Below are 16,430 nucleotides of genomic sequence, written 5' to 3' on the forward strand. Positions count from 1 at the left end.
CATGAAGAAACTCGCCATCACGCTCGCGGTGCTGGCACTTCCCGCGCCGGCGTTCGCCGACACGGCCTCGCTATACCGCGAAGGCAAGTTCGCCGAGGCCGCCAAGACCGGTGCGCAGGAAGCGACGCCTGAATCGCAGACCTTCGCCGCGCGTTCGCTGCTGGCGCTCGCCGCCTTCCGCACCGCCGACAAGGCGCGCGCCATCGCGATCTGCAACGAGGCGGCCGAGCTGGCCGACAAGGCCCTCGCCGCCCGCCCCGGCTACGGCCCCGCCATCCTGCAGAAGGGCATCGCCGTCGGCTATGTGGCGAAGCTCGAACGCTCGCAGGGCAAGGGCAAGGCGGCGCGCAAGCTGATGGACGAGGCACGCACCGCGCTCCCCAATGACGCGATCGCCTGGGCGGCGCTCGGCGGCTGGCATGGCGAGGCGGTGGCGACGCTCGGCGGCTTTCTCGCCAATGCGGCACTCGGCGCCAAGAAGGCCGAGGCGACGCGCGCCTTCGAAACCGCACTGACCAAGCCCGGCGCCGGCGCGGCGGTGCCGACCTACTACGCCTTCACCTTGCTGTCGCTCGACGCCGACAATGCGCCGCGCGCCGAAGCGCTGCTGGCGCAGGCCGCCAAAGCCGCGCCGGGCGATGCCTTCGACACGATGCTGAAGCGGCAGGCGGCGCAGGTGCTGCCGCTGTTGCAGAAGAAGGACGTTGCAGGCGCCCGCGCGCTGGCGAAGCGCCTGCAACCGTTCGGGACGCTCGTTTAGCCGCCCCAAAAACCCCTCGCCTGCTTGCAGGAGAGGGAGGGGCCCAGCCGCAGGCTGGGTGGGTGAGGGTGACCGGCGGCCAAAGAGCTCGCTGACGCTCGCACACCCTCACCTAACCTCTCCCGCAAGCGGGAGAGGGATGCCCTTGCCGCTTACGCGGCCTTCTTCTCGGCGATCCAGCGGTCGATCTTCGCCTCGAGCACCGCGAGCGGCAGCGCGCCGGTCATTAGCACCTGCGTGTGGAACTCGCGGATGTCGAACTTCGGCCCCAGCTCGCGCTCGGCGCGCTCGCGCAGTTCCTGGATCTTCAGGCGGCCGGTCATATAGGCGAGCGCCTGCCCCGGAATGGCGATGTAGCGCTCGACCTCCGACACCGCGTCGGTACGGCTCATCGACGAATTGTCGAGCATGTAGGCAATCGCCTGATCGCGGCCCCATTTCTTCGAATGGATGCCGGTGTCGACCACCAGCCGCATCGCGCGCAGCATCTGGTCGTTGAGGTGGCCGAAATACTGGTAGGGGTCGGTCAGCATGCCGATGCGCGGCCCGAGCGTTTCCGCATAGAGCGCCCAGCCCTCGACGAAGGCGGTGTTGCCGCCGAAGCGCATGAAGTTCGGCAGGCTGGTATTCTCCTGCGCGAGGCTGATCTGGAAATGATGCCCCGGCGCGCCCTCGTGCAGGTAGAGCGTCTCCATGCCCGGTGTCGTGCGCGACGGCAGGTCATAGGTGTTGAAGTAGAAGATGCCCGGGCGCGAGCCGTCGGGTGTACCCTGCTGGTACGAGCCGCCCGCGTCGTTCTTCTCGCGATAGGCGGGCACCGGTCGGATTTCGAGCGGCGACTTTGGCAAGGTCGAGAACAGCTCGCCGATGCGCGTATCGACCTTCTTGCCGATGTCGTAATAGCCCTGCGTCAGCGCTTCCTTCGACTTCGCCTTGAACTTCGCGTCGGTGCGCAGATAGTTGAAGAAGGACTTGAGGTCGCCCTTGTAGCCGACCTGGGTCTTCACCTTCTCCATCTCGCCCTTGATGCGCGCCACTTCGCGCAGGCCGGTCTGGTGGACCTCCTCGGCGCCGAGCGGCAGCGTGGTGTTCTGCTCGATCAGGTAGCTATAAAGCCGGTCGCCACCCTTCATGTAGGCGAGGCCCACGCCCTCGCGCGATTTCGGCCGATACTCGGTCTTCAGGAAGTCGCGCAGCCGCGCATAGGCCGGCAGGATCTTGTCCTTCACCGCGGCGGCATATTCGGTGCGCAGCCGCGCCTGGTCGGCGGCCGAAATCTCCGCCGGGAATTTCTTCAGCGGGCCCATGAACACGCTGTTGTCGACGCCCATGCCGATCTGCGTGTCGAGCTGGCCGATGACGTTGTCGACGACGAGGCGCGGCTGGGTGACGTCGCTCGCCATGCCCTCGCGGAAACGGCCGATGGCGCGGTCGATCAGCACGACATAGCCGTCGATGCGCTTCAGATTGTTCTCATAGTCGGCGAGCGTCTTGAACGGCGCCGCGCCCTCGCCCGAGCTCAAATCGGGGAAGAAGGTGTGGAAGCCGAAGAAATGGTCGATCGGCCGCACGACGGTCAGCGGCAGGATTTCCGGCCCGAGCGCGCGCAGGCCGAGTTCGGTCTGCCATTTGAACACGTCATAGGCGACCTGGTCCTGCGCGGTCAGCGAGTCGCGCGGAATGGCGTTCAGCCGCGCCAGCTCTGCCTGCCCCGAGGCGACCTCGGTCGCATAATATTCGTCGGTGATATAGTCGCCGAACTGGTCGGCGTAGCGCAGGTCGCCGCGGAACAGCGCCGAGATCGGGTTGCGCTTCAGATTGCCCTCGTCGCTTTCGGCGAACAGCGCCTTCAGCTGCGCGTCATGGTCGGGCTTCGGCGCCTCGGCGGCGGCCGGAGCGGCGGGCGCGGCGCTCGCCGATGGCGCGGCATCGGGGGCGGTGCAGCCGGCGACGAGCGCGGCAAGCGAAGCGGCGAGCAAAAGGCGAGCGGTCATGACGGCGGAACTCCCAAATCCGGTGTGACGCTTGGATAGGACGGTCCCCCGGTGCGGGCAAGCCGCGCACGACGGTTCCATGACGATAGAAAGCGATAGGTTCGCGATGCGGACGCTTGCGCGCCTGCCGGGCATCGGCATGATCGCCGTTCCTGGGGATGGAGTGTCAGTGCTCAAGCGTAAAACGCTCGCCGCCTTTGCCGGCCCGTATATGCCGCTCGCCGCCATCGGCCTGCCGCTGATCGTCTATTTGCCGCCCTATTATGCGGGGAGCCTCGGCCTCGACCTCGGCGTCGTCGGGCTGATCTTCTTCCTCGTGCGGCTACTCGACGTGCCGCTCGATCCGCTTCTCGGCCACTGGATGGACGGCACCAACAGCCGCTGGGGCCGCTATCGCCCCTGGCTGGCGGTCGGCACGCTCGTCACGATGCTGGGCGCGCTGCTGGTGTTCATGGCGCAACCGGGCATCTCGCCTTTCCTCGCCTTCGCGCAGCTGATGTTCATGTATGTCGGCTATTCGATCATGATGGTGTCGCAGCTCGCCTGGGGCGCCACCCTCTCCAGCGACTATCACCAGCGTTCGCGCGTGTTCGGCTGGCGCGAGGCGGCGGGCGTGCTCGGCATGGTGCTGGTGCTGATGCTGCCCTGGCTGGTCGGCCGCGCCACCGGCGCGCACGACCCGGCGCCGGGCATCCATGCGATGGGCTGGTTCATCGTCGCGATGGCGCCGCTGACCGTCCTGCTGATGCTGGTCGCCGTCCCCGAACGGCCGCGCCTCGCCGAACGAACCGAGGTGAGCTGGGCCGACCTGAAGGCGCTGGCGCGCAATCCGCTGATGCGGCGGCTGCTCGCCATCGACGTGTTCGCCGGCCTCGCGCCCGGCGTCACTGGCGCGATGTTCATCTTCTACTTCGAGCATCGCCTCGGCTTTTCGGCGAGCGAGGCGAGCCTCCTCCTGCTGATCTATTTCGTCGCCGGCTTTGCCGCGGCCCCCTTGTGGATGAAGCTCGCCGGCAAGCTCGGCAAGCATCGCGCCGCCGCCGTCGCCGGCGTCTTCTACTGCCTCGCGCATGGCTCGCTGGCGCTGCTGCCCGCCGCGGAGGTCAGCGATGCGATGATCGGCATGGCGATCGCCGGTATTCCCTACACCGCGCCGCTGTTCCTCTCGCGCGCGATGCTCGCTGACGTCGCCGACGCCGATCGGCTGGAGACCGGGCTCGACCGCAACGGGCTGATCCAAGCGGTGCTGACCACCACCCTGAAGATCGCGCACGCCGCGCCCGTCGCGATCATCTACCCTTTCCTCGACTGGATCGACTTCAACGCGTCGCCCAAGGCGGTGAACACGCCGGAGGCGATCATGGGGATGACCCTGCTGTTCGTCGTCTCGCCGATCCTGCTGATGGCGACGGCGGCGTGGCTGATCGCGCGGTGGCCACATGACGAGGCGGCGCATGAGAAACTGCAGGCGGCGCTCGCCGCGCGTGATGCGGGGCAGGGCTAGGCGCAGCTTTTGTCGGCGACGCCCACCTTGTCGAGCGTCTCGCGCAGGACGCGCGCCCACAGCGCATAGCCGGCGGGGTTGAGATGAACGCCGTCGTCCTCGAGCAGCTTCTCCGGCTCGTCCATCGCCGCGGCCAGATCGACGAAATGGCAATTGGGGCGGCGCGAACAGGCCGCGCGGGCCGCGCCGCTGCCGCGCACCGCCTGGAAAGCGTGAGCCGACCCCGGCACCGTTCGCGGCAACGATGACAACAGCACCGGCCGGTCGGCGGGCAGCGCGGCGAGCAGCCGGTAATAGCTGTCGGCCAGCCGGTCGTCCTCGCCGCGCAGCACGTCGTTCGTGCCGATTTGCACCACCACGGCGGCGGCGCGGTCGAGCGATGTCAGCTCGGCGACGCGCGCCGTCAGTTCGCGCGCGGTCTCACCGCCGATGCCGAAGCTGGCAGTACAGGACCCGACCTGCGCAGCGTTGAGGCCCTGCACATGCGAATCGCCGATGAACAGCAGCGCCCCCGCCGGCACTGAGCGGTCGAGCCGCGCGTACTGGCCGCGCATGTCGGCCTGCCAGCGGTCGCGTTTCGCCTCGCCGATCCGGTCATCGAATCCCAGCCGCCGCGCCACCGCTTCCGGCCGCCACAGCGCTGCGCCCAAAGCCGCGACCAGCGCGGCGACGATCAGCCAGGGCAGCCAGCGCGTCATCTCCGTCCCCTCACGGCCGCAGCGGTACCTCGGTGGTATATTTGATCTGCTCCATCGCGAACGACGAACTGACGTCGTGCAGCGGCGCCACCTTGATGAGCTGCTTGTAGATGCGATCGTAGTCGGCGATGTCGGCGCACACCACCTTCAGCAGATAGTCGACCTCGCCCGCCATCCGGTAGAATTCGACGATCTCAGGAATGCGGCGCACGCCGGCCGCGAAATTCTCCAGCCAGCCTTCGTCGTGCGCCGCCGTGCGGATCGACACGAAGACGGTGACGCCGAGGCCGACCGTCTCGCGATCGACGAGCGTCACCCGCCCGGTGATGACGCCGGCCTCCTCCAGCCGCTTCACTCGTTTCCAGCAGGGGGTCGCCGACAGGCCGACGACCTCCGACAGCGCGTTGATCGACAAGGTCGCATCGCGCTGCAGCGCCGTCAGGATGCGCCGGTCGACGGCATCGACGGAAACGGCGCGGGTCATCCAGGTGAATTTCGTAGTATAAACATGCTACGAAATGGCCTGACACCGCGATAGAAAGCAATGATTCTTTCCCGGCTTGGCATATGATGCTGGCGAGCCACGGGAGGAATGAGACTATGCTGCGCGAGATGTTCACCGAGCACCCCGAAAGCGTCGGCGAAACCTACGGCGAGCATTTCCTCGTCGCCTCGAGCTTCGGCGTCACCATGCTCGGCGCGGGCCTTGCCTGCCTCGTCCACGCGCTGGTGCCGGGCCTGTTCGTCAAGACCGGCAGCGCCGCCGTCACCGGCCTCTACGATCGCATGGTGGCGCACCGCCGCCGGGTGCGCGACAGCGGCGTCACCGCGCCCGACGCGCTCGAATGGGTGATCTGAGCCTTCCGGCGACCCTTGTCCTAGTGTAGACGCCGTGGCCTAGGGCCATGGCATCGACCCCTTCCCCACAATCGGCTGACCCGATCGCCGCGCTGGCGCGTGGCGGGCGGCTCAATTTCCTCGGCTTCCTGCTGCGCCTGTTGGCGCGCCTGCCCTTCCTGTTCATCGCCGGCCAGCTCTACGGCGCCGCCACGCTCGGCCGCTTCGCCTACGCCATCCTCGTCGTCGAGCTGACCGCGCAGCTTTCAACGCTCGGGCTGAAACGCGGCATCTCGATCGCACTCGCCAAGACCGACCGACCGCATTCGCATGTGATCTGGGACGCGCTGGTACTCGGCTGGGCGCTGGCCGCCGTCGGCGCCGGCCTGCTCGCCACCTTCCCGCGCGTCGTGTTCCCGAACAGCTTCGTCACCGGGCTCGACCAGATGTTCCCGGTGACCGCGCTCGCCATCGTCGGGTCGGACATCGCGCTGGCGGCGCTCGCCTACAACCACAAGATCGGGGCGCAGGTGCGCGCCCGCTCGGTGATCGAGCCCTGGGTGCTGACCATCGTCGCCACCATCCTCGCCTTCACCATCTTCAAACGCGACGGGCTGATCATCGCCTATGCCGCTTCGATGATCGCGGCGTTCGTCGCCTCGATAATCCCCTGCATCCGCGAGTTCGGCCTGCCGCGCGGCTGGGTGCCTCACCCCGAGCGGCTGTTCACGCTCGCCCGCGAGAATATCGCGCTCGCCGGCGCCGACGCCATCGAATGGGCGACGCGGCGTCTCGACCTGTTCATCCTCGGCATCTTCGCCGCGCCAAGCGTGATGGGCGTCTATTATGTGGCGCAGCAGGTCGCCTCGCTGCCGCAGAAACTGAAGACCAGCTTCGATCCGGTGCTTGGCCCCCTGCTGTCGAACAGCCTCGTCGCCGGAGACCGCATCGCGATGGCGGGCCATGTCCGCCAGGTCGGCTTCTGGATCATCGCCGCACAGCTCTGCGTCGCGCTGGCGCTCGGCCTGCCCGGCGAGGCGGTGCTGAGCCTTGTCGGCACCGAGTTCGCCGGCGGCCAGACGGTGCTCGCCGTCCTGCTTGCCGTCGAGGCGCTGGCGGCGACCGCCGCGGTGTCGGAAGCCGCGCTCGTCTACACCAGCCCGCAGCGCAATCTGATGCTGTCGATCGTGACCATCGCCGCGCAGGCCGTGCTGACCGTGCTGCTCGTCCATTTCTGGATCGATGCCGGGATCAACGCTGGCGTCGGCGCCGCGCTCGGCCTCGCGTTGGCGCTGAGCCTCGGCTCGGTGCTGAAGGCGCGGTTGCTGGCGCGCGAGCTGGGCGCGCCGGTCACCGGGCTGCGCTGGGCGCTGTTCCCGGCGACGATCGGCGCCGCTGCTGTCGGCCTGCTGGTGCGCGGACTGCCCGACTGGGCGCAGATCGCCGTCGGCATTCCGGCGATCATCCTGACCTTCGGCGCGATCATGTGGAAATGGGGCTTCCGCCCCGACGACCGCATCCTGTTCAGAAAGCAGCCTTCTCCGACCTGAGCTGGAAGCGCACCTTCTTGGTATCGAAGTCGAGCGACACCCGCTCGAACGCGCGCAGGATATCGACCCCGATCAGCATCGCCGGCTTGCCCGCCAGCTTGAACTTCTTGAACGGGTGCGCGTCCGAATAGACGATCGGAATGTCGCCGAGGATGACGCCACCGATCTTCATGCGCGGCAGCATGCCATAGTCGGCGGCGATCTTGCGCCCGGTGACGCTCACCAGCTCGGTCGATACCTCGGTGCCCTTGGCGCCGCGCACCATCATCTTGCGCAGCTCGGGGTTGCCGATGGTCACCTGCGACCCCGAATCGACGATCGCATAGACGCGCTGGCCGTTGACCGAGGCATTGACCAGCACCAGCTGCCCGAAGCGGCGCTTGGCGGTGATGGTGATGACGTCGGCGTCCTTGTCTTCCGGCACGCGATAGTCGGACGGGCGGACGGTCATCTGCTCGCCGATGAAGTCCATCGTCACCCGCTGGTCAGCGAGTGCGTCGATGCCGATCAACCCCGCGGCGCCGAGCGCGGCGTCAGGAAGGATCGGCGCGCGGATGTCGGCGACCTCCTTGTGGCCGATCTTCAGCTTCTCGAGACGAGTCGTCCGCACCACGTCGACCCCGGCGACGCCGTGCAACTGCGCCGCGCGATCGGCGATGAGGCCCAATTTGGTGGCGAGGCTTTGCGAGATCACGGTGCGGTCGGCGCCGGTGTCGACGGCGAAGGCGAACGGGCCCTGGCCGTTGACGAACACCGGCACGGTCATCCGCGTGAGCTTGTCCTGCGCGGTCGCCAGCACCGATTCATTGGTGGCGGTCAGATCGCCGACCGGCGCCTGCGGGACCTCGGCACGCGCTGTCGTCGTCGCCAGCATCGCGGCGAGCAGCGCCGCGCCTCCCCAAAATCGACCCATGACCCAACCTCTTTTCGTTGGCTCCAGCTTACGCTGCGGGCAACCGGGGGCAAGATCGCCGGCGGTCGTTGGTGGAATAGCTGGCCGCGTCTGTCGAAGATCAGCTGCGGCCCTACCCGCGGCGGGGCGCGACGTCGAAGGCGATGGTCAGCCGCTCGCCGTCGCTGAACGGTACGGTGCCATGCCACATGATCGACGGAAACAGCGCGAGGCGCCCCGGCTGCGGCCTGATCAGCCGCAGCGGCGGCAGCCCAAGCTTCAGTTCGGCCGGCGGCACGCCGATCGACAGCCAGCCGGCGGTGTCGCTCTCGTCTTCGCCGACGCCCGGCGGCAGCGACACGTAGAAGGCCGAGCTGAGCCAGCCGCGCGGATGGACGTGGTTGATGTGAAAGCCCTGCGCCGACAGCCGCACCGACCAGCCGCCGACGATGCGCGCGCCGTTGCGCGGCTCCTTCAGGGTCGGGTGCGTCGGATCGGGCGGCGGCAGCCGCGAGACGTAGAGGTCGATGGCGTCGCCGAGCGCCTTCCTCACCTGCCGCATCAGCGGCTCGCTGCGGATGAGGATATCGCCGTCGGTCTGCGTGCCGCCGCGCAGCGACTGGTCGATCGGGTGCGACCGGGTGACGTGAAGCTCGCGCAGCCGCGCCGCCAGTTCTTCGAGGGGGGGCATGGCGTCGGCGATGTCGAGCGTCTGCACCAGCCGATCGTCGCCGGCCAGCCAATCGTGGCGCGCGTCGCCGGTCAGCCGCCACGCGGTGCCGAGATAGGCCCAGGCGAGCGCGCTGCCGGTGGCGGTCAGCGGTTCAACGAGCCGCGCCGCCTCGTCGGGCCGGCCATGGCGCAGCGCATGGCGGACGCGCACCAGCTCCAGCGTGAAATCGCCCGGCGGCAGCGCCGCGAGCAGCTTCGCGGCGTGGGCGCCGTCGCCCGCTTCGTCGGCCGTGATCGCCTCCAGATGGTCGAGCACCTGCGCCGCCTCGGCATCGCCGATCAGCGCCACCCGCGCCCGCTCGATCGCCATTCGCGCCTCGGCGTGGCGCTCGGCGCGATTGAGCAGCGCCACCAGCCCGTACCAGAGCTGGCGCTCGCGCGGCCGATCGGCGAGCGCCGCCTCGAAGCTCGTCTCGGGCGGCACGGTGCGCGTCTGGCCGCGCAGCTGCGCCAGCGCCATATGGCCATCGAGCCAGTCGGGATTGGCATTTACCTTGGCGGTAAGATGGCGCTCGATCGCCGGCGGGCCGCCCGGATCGGCGGCGTTGCGCGCGATGAACAGTTCAAGGTCACCCGGCGTCAGCGCCTCGGCGCGCGCATAATAGGGGGCGGGGTCGGTGCCGCCGCGTTCCGCCTCGACCGTCGCCCGCGCCCGCGCCGCCTTCGAATCCGCCGGCGCCAGCGTCACCGCCTTGTCGAGCGACGCCACCGCCGCTTCGAGGTCGCCCTCGCCGCGATCGATCAGCCCCAGCATCAGCCAGGCGTTGGCGAGATCGGGCCGATGGCCGGTGGCGGCGACCAGCGCCTGCCGCGCCTCGACAAAGCGCTCCTCGGTCTCGGCGGTCATCGCGAGGTTGACCAGCGCGTCGACGAAATCGGGCTTCAGCGCCACCGCGCGACGGTAGTGATCGAGCGCCAGCGCATTCTCGCCGAGGTCGGAGAGAAGGTTGGCGTAGTTGTTGTGAACCTGCGGGTCGTTCGGCCCCAGCTCGACCGCCGCCGCAAACTGCGCGCGCGCCGCCGCCGTATCGCCGCGCCGCTTTTCGACCAGCGCCAGAAGATGGCGAACCTGCGGGACGCGCGGCGCCTGGCCGATGATCGTGCGCGCCAGCTCCCGCGCGCGCTCCAGATCACCCGCCGAAAAAGCCGCGTTCGCCTCGCCGAACAGCGCCTGCAAATTGACGCCGGCGGTCATCGCCTCAATCGTCGTGGTTGGGCGTGCTGCGCGTGCCCCACGGCCCGGCGAGATCCTCCAGCACCACGTCGATGCACTCGGCCTCCAGCCGCACCGAGGCGCCGCCGGCGAAGTCGAGCGTCACGCCGCCCTCTTCGGGCCGGATCGCGAGCAGCGCCAGCACCGTGTCGCCCGCCACTGGCCAGCCTTTGCGTTGCGCCTTTGCCACGCCGTCGAAGCGCAGCGCCGAGCGGGTGCGCGACGGCACATCGGCTTCCCAGCGATAGCGGTTGGCGACCAGCGCGAAGCGGCGCGCCTTTGCGTCGAACGCGATGTCGTCGACGCGCACCGCGGCGTCCTGCATCAGCGCCGAGATGACGGGCAGGTCGTCGGCCTCATGGCCGATCAGGCGCAGGCGCTCGCTCATCAGCCGTCCGAAACGCGTTCGATGTCCGCGCCGACCGCCGACAATTTCTCCTCGAGCCGCTCATAGCCGCGGTCGAGGTGATAGACGCGGTTGACCACCGTCTCACCGTTGGCAGCGAGGCCGGCAAGCACGAGGCTCATCGAGGCGCGAAGATCGGTCGCCATCACCGGTGCGCCGACCAGCGACTTCACGCCCTTCACCACCGCCGAGCGGCCGCGTACCGTGATGTCGGCGCCCATGCGCGACAGTTCGGGGACGTGCATGTAGCGATTCTCGAAAATCGTCTCGGTGAGGAGCGACGCGCCCTCGGCGAGCGTCAGCATCGCCATGAACTGCGCCTGCATGTCGGTCGGGAAGCCCGGATAGGGCTGCGTCGTCACGTTGATCGCGCGAAGCTCGCCGGCGCGGCGCACCTTGATGCCCTTCGCCGTCGGCTCGACCTCGACGCCGGCCTCGCGCAGCGACGCGACGATGGCGCCCAGATCGTCGAGGCTGGCGCCGACCAGTTCGAGTTCGCCGCCGGTGATCGCCGCGGCGCAGGCATAGGAGCCTGCCTCGATGCGGTCGGGCATGACGGCATAGGTCGCGCCGTGCAGCCGGTCGACGCCGTGGATGGTCAGCCGTTCGCTACCGATGCCGTCGATCTTCGCGCCCATCGCGACGAGGCAGCGGCAGAGATCGACGATCTCGGGCTCGCGCGCCGCATTCTCGATGACCGTCTCGCCCTTGGCGAGCACGGCGGCCATCAGCGCATTCTCGGTCGCGCCGACCGAGACCATCGGGAAATCGATCCGCCCGCCGCGCAGACCGCCCTTCGGCGCCGTCGCCTTCACATAGCCGGCCGCCAGCTCGATCTCGGCGCCGAGCGCTTCCAGCGCCTTCAGGTGAAGGTCGATCGGCCGGTTGCCGATGGCGCAGCCGCCGGGCAGCGACACCGTCGCCTCGCCTTCGCGCGCCAGCAGCGGCCCGAGCACGAGGATCGAGGCGCGCATCTTGCGGACGATGTCGTAGGGCGCGACCGTCGAGCTGATATTGTTGGCACGCGCCGTCATCACCCGGCCGAACTCGCCGCCGCGCGCGCCCTCAATGGTGGTCGAGACGCCGTGCCCGTTGAGCAAATGGCCGAAGGTATCGACGTCGGCGAGCCGCGGCAGGTTGCGAAGAGTGAGCGGCTCGTCGGTGAGCAGCGCGCACGGCATCAGCGTGAGCACCGCATTCTTCGCGCCTGAAATCTGGATGCTGCCGTTGAGCGTGCGGCCGCCGCGGATGACGATCTTGTCCATCGCCGTTGATTAGGGCGGCGCTAGAGCCTCGGCAAGGTCACGCCCTGCTGGCCCATATATTTGCCTGCCCGGTCGGCATAGCTGACCTCGCAGGGCTCGTTCCCTTGCAGGAACAGGAACTGGCAAGCGCCTTCATTCGCGTAGATCTTCGCGGGCAGCGGCGTGGTGTTCGAAAACTCCAGCGTGACATGCCCTTCCCAGCCGGGCTCCAGCGGGGTGACGTTCACGATGATTCCGCAGCGCGCATAGGTCGATTTGCCGAGGCAGATGACCAGCACGTCGCGCGGCACGCGGAAATATTCGACGGTGCGGGCCAACGCGAAGCTGTTCGGCGGAATGATGCAGACATTGGTCTTCCGATCGACGAAGCTGGTCGGCGAGAAATTCTTCGGGTCGACTACTGCCGAATCGACGTTGGTGAAGATCTTGAACTCGTCGGCGACGCGCGCGTCATAGCCGTAGGAGGAGAGGCCGTAGGAGATGCAGCCGTCGCGGCGCTGCCGGTCCTCGAACGGCTCGATCATGCCGTCGGCGAGCGCGCGCTCGCGGATCCAGCGGTCGGACATGACGGCCACGAAACTCTCCCTCTATCGGATGTGCAGGACGCAGATCAGCGTGAATAGCCGCCGCGCGGTATCGAAATCCACCTCGACCTTGCCGGCCAGCCGTTCCTGCAAGGTCTCCGCCGCCTCGTTGTGGATGCCGCGCCGCGCCATGTCGATCGTTTCGATCTGGCTGGGCGAGGCGTTGCGGATCGCCTTGTAGTAGCTGTCGCAGATGGCGAAATAGTCGCGGACGATGCGCCGGAAGGGCGACAGCGCCAACACGAAGGTTTCAAGCGCGCGGTCGTCGGCCGCGGCGATATCGATGGCGAGCCGCCCCTCCTCGACGCGCAAGGTGACCTTGAACGGCCCGGCATAGCCGCCGTCATAGGGGCCGGCCGGCGCGAAGTGATTGCCTTCGAGCAGATCGAAGATCGCGACGCGCCGCTCCTGCTCGACATCGGCGTTGCGCCAGATGATCGTCCGCTCGTCGAGCTTCACATCGATGATGCGCGGATCGCTCACGGCACCGCCGGATAGGCGGCGACCAGCCGCGCGAGCTGCTGGCGCACCGGGGCCAGCACGTCATCCTGCGTCTTGCCGAGCCGCACCACCACCAGCCGCTTCGACGGCACGACGATCACATATTGGCCGAGGTGGCCGATCGCGGCGTAGGCGTCGGCGGGTCCTGCCTCGGGAAACAGCGCCTGTGCGCTGCCCTTCGGGCGCGGGCGGTTGAGCCAGAAATGACCGCCATACCCGCCATCGGTGGCGGCGGGCGCCTGCACGAAGCTGACCCATTCGGCCGGCACGATGCCCTTGCCGCCGTCGAGATAGAGCTGGCCGAATTTCGCCCAATCGCGCGCGCTGGCGTGGCAGAGCGAGCCGCCGAGCATCGTGCCCGTCGCGTCATATTCGCAGACGAGGCTGCTCATCCCTGCGGGACGGGCCAGCCGGCTTTCGATGTGCGCGCGCATCGCGGCGCGGCGGGCCGCCGGCGTCTTCGCATTCGGCGCGACGGTGCGCTGGACGATGTCGGCAAGGATGACGCTGGTCGCGGTCGAATATTCATATTTGGCGCCCGGCTTCGCTTCGAGCGGCTGCGCGATCGAGGCGCCCGCCGCGTCGCCGGCGCGGTCGGTGTAGAGGATGCGCACGGTGTCGGCATCCTGCAGCCGCTCACCGCCTTCCTCATGATTGAGGCCCGACGACATATGGAGGAGTTGCCGCAAGGTGATCGCCGCGCGCGGGTCGCCCGGCTTGGCGTGCCATTCCGCGACCGGTGCCGGCGTGTCCAGCTGCAGCTTTCCTTCCGCCACCAATTGCCCGACCAGCGTCGCGGTCAGCGACTTCGCCATCGACCAGGAGATGAAGCGGTTGCCGGGGCCATAACCGCGCCCGTAGCGCTCATAGACCGGCACGCCGTCCTTCAGCACGACCACCGCGCGCGTCTCGCCAAGCTCGGGTCGCGTGAAGAAGGAATCGGCCGCCTGTTGTGCAGGCGACAGCGGCGCCGCGCCGATCAGCGCGGCGGCGGCTGCCAAAATCATGCTTGCCCGAAAGCCCCTCATCGCGTCACCTCTAGCCCGATCGCCGCAGGTTAGGGAGGGGGCGCATGAAGGCAAGCCGTTGGATGCTCGGGGCGGTGCTCATCGTCGCCCTCGGCGTCGGTGGACTTTTCGCGCTCCGGGCCAGCCCGATCGGCCAGCAGACCGAGGTCGGCGTCGGCTATGGCGCGCGCACCGCCTGCGCCTGCCGCTATCTCGGCAACCGCAGCCTCGACAGCTGCAAGACCGACTTCGAGCCCGGCATGGAGATGGTGCGGCTGAGCGAGGACCCGGCGGCGAAACGCATCACCGCGACCGTCCCGCTGATCGCCTCGCGCTCGGCGACCTATGCGGAAGGCTATGGCTGCACCTTGAACGACGACTAGATCAGTTTGATCTCGCGCAGCCGCTGCTGGAGATACTCGTCCGCCGTGATTGCCTCCGGATAACGGTCGGGTGTCTCGGGCGTCACGCAGCCGGGAAGCGTGCGGATCGCGAATTCCGGCTCGAAGTGCAGGAAGAAGGGCGTCGAGTAGCGCGGCAAGCCGCGGCGCTCGGGCGCCGGGTTGACGACGCGGTGCGTCGTCGACGGCAGATAATGGTTGGTCAGCCGCTGCAGCATGTCGCCGACATTGACCACCAGCGCGCCCTCGGGCGGGGTGATCGCCAGCCACTGGCCGTCGCGCGTCTTCACCTCGAGCCCCGCCTCCTCGGCGCCAAGCAGCAGGGTGATGACGTTGATGTCCTCATGCGCGCCGGCGCGCACGCCGGGTGCGTCCATCGGCACCGGCGGATAATGGAGCAGGCGAAGCACCGAATTGCCAAGGCGCACCTTGTCGTCGAAGAAGCGCTCGTCGAGCTTCAGGTAGCGGGCGATGGCGCGCAGCAGCGTCGCGCCCATCTCGTCGAGGGCGTCGTAGAGCGTCTTCACATGCGTATGGAAACCCGCGACCTCGGTCGGCCAGAGGTTCTCCGGCATATAGCGGCGATACGGGTGCGCATCGGGCAGGTCGCGGCCGACGTGCCAGAATTCCTTCAGGTCGTGAACCTTGGCGTCCTTCGCGGTCTCGACGCCGAACGGGGTCAGGCCGCGCGCGCCGCCGGTGCCGGGCAGGTGGTAACGGCGCTTCAGGCCTTCGGGGAGCGCGAAGAAGGCTTTGGTATCCTCGACGGCCCGGTCAATGACGCCTTGGTCGATTCCATGGTCGGCGACAACGGCGAAGCCGGTGCGGCGGAAGCTATCGCCCAGTTCCTCCGCGAAACGGTCGGGATCGGTGGCGGCGAGGCCCATCGAAACGGGCTGGATCGCGGCGGGGGCGGCATCGGCCATGGGACTCGCCTGAGCTGACGGGAAGAAGACCCGCCCTTTACTGCCGCGGGTTACTCGCCGTCAAAGAAGGTCCCTTCAACGGGGCTCATTTCATCAGAGCATCCAAGCCTGCGGCCATTCGGGAACCGGCCGACCGTAATAGAACACGGCCCGGTTGCCCTCGATCCGTTCACGGCGGACGCGGCGCATCTCGCTGCGGTCGCGGTTCTTCACATCATACGCCATCACGCTACTCACAAACTGATCGACCCCGGTCTCTAGCCGGCGTCAGGTCAGCGAAAACAATGCGGCAGGCGCGCGAACGGTTCCCTCGGACCACCGCTCAGGCGGCAGGAGCTATCGTATCGGGTCCGCGATCTTCCGATCGGCCGTGGCGGCAATTGGGGCAGAGATGCGCCGCCGCGCGGTCTTCGCGCAGCCGGCAGTTGAGGCACCAATAGGCGCCGCACGCCAGGCAGTGGCGCCAATTGCCGCCAGCGGCATGACAGGTCTGGCAACTCGCCATCGCAGCCCCCCACCGCCGCGGCATCAACCCGGCGGCGATGATGCGCCCGGTCGGTCCCCAAGTCGATAGCGCGCGGTTAACCGCATCCGCTAAGCGAACGCTAACCGCAGGCGTGCCAGACCTGTCACCCATGTTCGACTCGCTTCTCGATCGGCTGGTCGCCGGACAGCATGATGCGGATCGTCGCGGCTCCGAGCTGCGCGAGGCGGTGGCGCTGAAGGCGCTGCTCGACCTCGACGGCACGCTTCACCCCATCGACATCGGCAACATCTCCGCCGGCGGCTTGATGGCCAGCCTCGATGCCGAGCTGGCGCCGGGTACCCGCCTCGCGGTGCTGCTCGACGGCCAGAGGCTGAAGGGTGAAGTAAGGTGGCAACACGCCGGACGCTTCGGCATGTGCTTCGATGAGCCCCCGTCACTCGACCCGGCGATGATCGCGCGCTACCGCGCGGCAAATGTGGAGGCCTCCAAGCAAATGTCACGCTGGATGATCTAGCCGTAGCACTTTTTGGAATAGGATTGGCGGATACCGTACATTTTTTGCAGAGGAGGCAACCAATTTATTTGATAGATGGAAAGATGTTGTCGCTCGTTTCGGCATCGCCGAATGTTTTTTCTGACCCTTCTGCCCGATTTATATCGCAGATATACTGAG

The 16,430-nt window shown here is 68.0% G+C and carries 18 protein-coding genes; 6 read left to right on the plus strand and 12 right to left on the minus strand.

What is annotated here, in order from left to right:
* Position 1: 1 nt before the first annotated feature.
* The gene (locus ACFOMD_RS07900) at positions 2-760 is read left to right on the plus strand and encodes a hypothetical protein (RefSeq protein ID WP_380859439.1); all 759 of its coding nucleotides are present in this window, start codon (positions 2-4) and stop codon (positions 758-760) included.
* Between the two features lie 152 nt (positions 761-912).
* Here the strand turns inward: ACFOMD_RS07900 and ACFOMD_RS07905 are convergent, their stop codons facing one another.
* Positions 913-2,754 (minus strand): DUF885 domain-containing protein, encoded by a 1,842-nt coding sequence (locus ACFOMD_RS07905; RefSeq protein WP_380859442.1) that lies wholly within the window; start codon positions 2,752-2,754, stop codon positions 913-915.
* Positions 2,755-2,923: 169 nt separating this feature from the next.
* Between ACFOMD_RS07905 and ACFOMD_RS07910 the strand changes: the two genes are divergently transcribed.
* Positions 2,924-4,258 carry an MFS transporter gene (locus ACFOMD_RS07910; protein ID WP_380859445.1) on the plus strand — a complete coding sequence of 445 codons (1,335 nt, stop codon included), beginning with the start codon at positions 2,924-2,926 and terminating at the stop codon, positions 4,256-4,258.
* Here the strand turns inward: ACFOMD_RS07910 and ACFOMD_RS07915 are convergent.
* Positions 4,255-4,956: an SGNH/GDSL hydrolase family protein gene (locus ACFOMD_RS07915; protein WP_380859448.1), complete on the minus strand. Its 702-nt coding sequence runs from the start codon at positions 4,954-4,956 to the stop codon at positions 4,255-4,257. The two genes, ACFOMD_RS07910 and ACFOMD_RS07915, sit on opposite strands and share 4 nt — an antisense overlap.
* Positions 4,957-4,966: 10 nt before the next feature.
* A complete protein-coding gene (locus ACFOMD_RS07920; RefSeq protein ID WP_380859451.1) occupies positions 4,967-5,440 on the minus strand; it encodes an Lrp/AsnC family transcriptional regulator in 474 nt (157 codons plus the stop codon).
* A 116-nt stretch (positions 5,441-5,556) separates the two neighbouring features.
* Here ACFOMD_RS07920 and ACFOMD_RS07925 point away from each other — a divergent pair, with 116 nt between their 5' ends.
* Together ACFOMD_RS07925 and ACFOMD_RS07930 are read left to right on the plus strand one after the other, a co-directional pair.
* The gene (locus ACFOMD_RS07925; protein WP_380859454.1) at positions 5,557-5,814 is read left to right on the plus strand and encodes a DUF6356 family protein; all 258 of its coding nucleotides are present in this window, start codon (positions 5,557-5,559) and stop codon (positions 5,812-5,814) included.
* A 47-nt stretch (positions 5,815-5,861) separates the two neighbouring features.
* Positions 5,862-7,343, plus strand: a complete 1,482-nt coding sequence (locus tag ACFOMD_RS07930) for a lipopolysaccharide biosynthesis protein (RefSeq protein WP_380859457.1) — start codon at positions 5,862-5,864, stop codon at positions 7,341-7,343.
* On the opposite strand, the gene ACFOMD_RS07935 is transcribed toward ACFOMD_RS07930, so the two are convergent.
* The 7 genes from ACFOMD_RS07935 to ACFOMD_RS07965 all read right to left on the minus strand — a co-directional run bounded on the left by ACFOMD_RS07935 (position 7,318) and on the right by ACFOMD_RS07965 (position 13,943).
* Entirely contained in the window at positions 7,318-8,256 is a 939-nt protein-coding gene (locus tag ACFOMD_RS07935; RefSeq protein ID WP_380859460.1) for a retroviral-like aspartic protease family protein, read from the minus strand. The genes ACFOMD_RS07930 and ACFOMD_RS07935 overlap by 26 nt on opposite strands.
* Before the next feature lie 112 nt (positions 8,257-8,368).
* Positions 8,369-10,162 carry a putative 2OG-Fe(II) oxygenase gene (locus ACFOMD_RS07940; protein WP_380859463.1) on the minus strand — a complete coding sequence of 598 codons (1,794 nt, stop codon included), beginning with the start codon at positions 10,160-10,162 and terminating at the stop codon, positions 8,369-8,371.
* A 4-nt stretch (positions 10,163-10,166) separates the two neighbouring features.
* Complete coding sequence (locus tag ACFOMD_RS07945) at positions 10,167-10,568, minus strand: DUF2948 family protein (protein WP_380859465.1); 402 nt, start codon at positions 10,566-10,568, stop codon at positions 10,167-10,169.
* Positions 10,568-11,851: a UDP-N-acetylglucosamine 1-carboxyvinyltransferase gene (murA, locus tag ACFOMD_RS07950; protein WP_380859468.1), complete on the minus strand. Its 1,284-nt coding sequence runs from the start codon at positions 11,849-11,851 to the stop codon at positions 10,568-10,570. Before murA ends, ACFOMD_RS07945 begins: the two co-directional genes overlap by 1 nt.
* 20 nt (positions 11,852-11,871) lie before the next feature.
* The gene (gene dcd / locus ACFOMD_RS07955; RefSeq protein ID WP_380859471.1) at positions 11,872-12,426 is read right to left on the minus strand and encodes a dCTP deaminase; all 555 of its coding nucleotides are present in this window, start codon (positions 12,424-12,426) and stop codon (positions 11,872-11,874) included.
* 12 nt (positions 12,427-12,438) lie between these two features.
* Positions 12,439-12,918: a UPF0262 family protein gene (locus tag ACFOMD_RS07960; protein ID WP_380859474.1), complete on the minus strand. Its 480-nt coding sequence runs from the start codon at positions 12,916-12,918 to the stop codon at positions 12,439-12,441.
* Positions 12,915-13,943: a serine hydrolase domain-containing protein gene (locus ACFOMD_RS07965; RefSeq protein ID WP_380859477.1), complete on the minus strand. Its 1,029-nt coding sequence runs from the start codon at positions 13,941-13,943 to the stop codon at positions 12,915-12,917. The genes ACFOMD_RS07960 and ACFOMD_RS07965 overlap by 4 nt, the downstream gene beginning before the upstream one ends.
* A gap of 65 nt (positions 13,944-14,008) precedes the next feature.
* Between ACFOMD_RS07965 and ACFOMD_RS07970 the strand changes: the two genes are divergently transcribed.
* Positions 14,009-14,326, plus strand: coding sequence for a hypothetical protein (locus ACFOMD_RS07970; RefSeq protein ID WP_380859480.1), 318 nt, complete (start codon positions 14,009-14,011; stop codon positions 14,324-14,326).
* Here the strand turns inward: ACFOMD_RS07970 and ACFOMD_RS07975 are convergent.
* Together ACFOMD_RS07975 and ACFOMD_RS07980 are read right to left on the minus strand one after the other, a co-directional pair.
* Positions 14,323-15,270 carry an isopenicillin N synthase family dioxygenase gene (locus ACFOMD_RS07975; protein ID WP_380859482.1) on the minus strand — a complete coding sequence of 316 codons (948 nt, stop codon included), beginning with the start codon at positions 15,268-15,270 and terminating at the stop codon, positions 14,323-14,325. The genes ACFOMD_RS07970 and ACFOMD_RS07975 overlap by 4 nt on opposite strands.
* Positions 15,271-15,363: 93 nt before the next feature.
* Positions 15,364-15,495 carry a hypothetical protein gene (locus ACFOMD_RS07980; protein WP_380859485.1) on the minus strand — a complete coding sequence of 44 codons (132 nt, stop codon included), beginning with the start codon at positions 15,493-15,495 and terminating at the stop codon, positions 15,364-15,366.
* A 410-nt stretch (positions 15,496-15,905) separates the two neighbouring features.
* Between ACFOMD_RS07980 and ACFOMD_RS07985 the strand changes: the two genes are divergently transcribed.
* Positions 15,906-16,271, plus strand: coding sequence for a PilZ domain-containing protein (locus ACFOMD_RS07985; protein ID WP_380859488.1), 366 nt, complete (start codon positions 15,906-15,908; stop codon positions 16,269-16,271).
* The last annotated feature ends 159 nt before the right edge of the window (positions 16,272-16,430 follow it).

The sequence above is a fragment of the Sphingoaurantiacus capsulatus genome, from assembly GCF_042648405.1.
Taxonomy (GTDB): Bacteria; Pseudomonadota; Alphaproteobacteria; order Sphingomonadales; family Sphingomonadaceae; genus Sphingoaurantiacus; species Sphingoaurantiacus capsulatus.